The following is a 961-nucleotide window of genomic DNA, read 5'->3' on the forward strand; positions in this document are numbered from 1 at the left end:
TGCGCACGCACCAGCGTCCATAGGCGGCCTCCAGCTCCGAGCCACCTTGCGACACGCGAACGCTGTTCACGGACACGACGCCCAACGAGGCTCGTGGACGCTTCGGCACCGGCGCACCGCGCGCCAGGGTCCGCACCGTCTCCTCGAAGGTGTCGCCGTCCAGTGACACGGGCGGCGTTTCCGTGCGCGGTGTGTACTCACGCGCCGGGCCTTCTCCCGTGTCCAACCGCCACGTCCGTGACGTCGCGCAACCTGTCACGAACAACATCCACAGCACGCACCACCCGCGCGCTGGCATGTTCGTTTCCGCTCAGCTGCGCAGCGCCACTCCCAGCTCCGCGTCTCCGTGCAACAGCCAGGTCCTGGCCGCGGACTCCTGCCAGAAACGGCGGAGGATCTTGTCCGTCCCGCTCCCGGAGGCCACCCGGTTCAACTGCAACGCGACGATCTGGTTCTGCACCAGCTCCGCCACCCGCGTCACCCCCGAGCGCAGCCCGTACTCCTGCACACGCTTGATGAGATCCGCCGCCTCCGGCGACGCCGGCCGGAACGTGCGCAGGTCCGCTTCAATCTTGATGGGCTGCCCCGCCACTTCATCCGTCGCCGCTCGCAGGTCCTGCACGAAGCGCTGCATCTCCTCCAGCCGGATGTAGCCCTCCAGCGCGAAGCTCACGATGGATTCCGCTCGGTCCACGTCGATTCGGTACATCGAGGCCCCCTGCGTGAGATTGCGTCAAACCCTTCTCTCGCATCAGACGTCCACGTGCCAACGTCCGGAGGGATGAGGCCCCTATTCAAGACTCCACGCCCACCTGCTCCAGAAGGAGGGCCAGCCCTCGCGCCGCCGCGGCCTGCCGCACCTGGCGCCGGTCCCCTTCGAACCGGTGACGCTCCACCACCGCCGGCCTCCCCCGCCGCTGCACCGCGATGAACACCAGCCCCACCGGCTTCGCCTCCGTCC

2 protein-coding genes and 1 pseudogene are annotated in these 961 nt (G+C 68.6%); all 3 read right to left on the reverse strand.

The window, feature by feature from the left end; translation table 11 throughout:
- Positions 1-298 (reverse strand): annotated as a pseudogene (locus tag D7X55_RS39735) (hypothetical protein); the annotation flags it as partial.
- Positions 299-310: 12 nt separating this feature from the next.
- On the reverse strand, positions 311-709 hold the full coding sequence (locus D7X55_RS39740) for an STAS/SEC14 domain-containing protein (RefSeq protein ID WP_120553175.1): 399 nt from the start codon (positions 707-709) through the stop codon (positions 311-313).
- 85 nt (positions 710-794) lie between these two features.
- On the reverse strand, positions 795-961 hold a 167-nt coding region (locus D7X55_RS45425), incomplete at its 5' end, for a CinA family protein (RefSeq protein ID WP_199747355.1).

Origin of the sequence: Corallococcus sp. AB049A, assembly GCF_003668885.1 — a bacterium.
Classification (GTDB): Bacteria; Myxococcota; Myxococcia; order Myxococcales; family Myxococcaceae; genus Corallococcus; species Corallococcus interemptor.

Excerpts from the sequence above, each read along its gene's own strand:
- D7X55_RS39740 (WP_120553175.1), bottom strand. The coding sequence starts at position 709 with ATGTACCGAATCGACGTGGACCGAGCGGAATCCATCGTGAGCTTCGCG.